Source organism: Rhizobium sp. BR 317, from assembly GCF_047445835.1.
GTDB lineage: Bacteria > Pseudomonadota > Alphaproteobacteria > Rhizobiales > Rhizobiaceae > Rhizobium > Rhizobium paranaense.
In genome coordinates, this window is sequence record NZ_JARWLB010000188.1 from 1 (window position 1) to 695 (window position 695).

Here is a 695-nt window from a genome sequence, read left to right on the forward strand (position 1 = left end):
GCTCGACAACAGCAATGCATCCGTGCAGGCACTCAACAGCACCGGCAGCAACACGACGCTGCACGACCTGATCACAGTAACGACGGCGGACGGCACGCAGCAGCAGATCGACATCACGATCAACGGTGCGAACGACGCTGCGGTGATCACTGGTGATGTTGCCAAGAGCGTGACGGAAGACGGTGGTGTCAACAACGGGACGGCTGGAGTGCCGACGGCGAACGGAGTGCTTTCCGCGACGGACGTCGACAGCGATCATTCGTTTACCGTGCAAAGCAATGTAGCGACGAGCTACGGTCACTTCACGATCGGTGCCGATGGTCAGTGGAACTATACGCTCGACAACAGCAATGCATCCGTGCAGGCACTCAACAGCACCGGCAGCAACACGACACTGCATGACCTGATCACAGTAACGACGGCGGACGGCACGCAGCAGCAGATCGACATCACGATCAACGGTGCGAACGACGCTGCGGTGATCACTGGTGACGTTGCCAAGAGTGTGACGGAAGACGGTGGTGTCAACAACGGGACGGCTGGAGTGCCGACGGCGAACGGAGTGCTTTCGGCGACGGACATCGACAGCGACCCTTCGTTTACAGCGCAAAGCAATGTGGCGACGAGCTACGGTCACTTCACGATCGGTGCCGATGGGCAGTGGAACTATACGCTCGACAACAGCAATGCATCCG

At 59.0% G+C, this 695-nt stretch carries 1 protein-coding gene; it reads left to right on the forward strand.

Features of this window, described 5'->3' with window-relative positions; genetic code table 11:
• Nucleotides 1–695, forward strand: a 695-nt coding sequence (locus QD357_RS32715) for a VCBS domain-containing protein (protein ID WP_414126151.1), incomplete at both ends; no start/stop codon positions are given.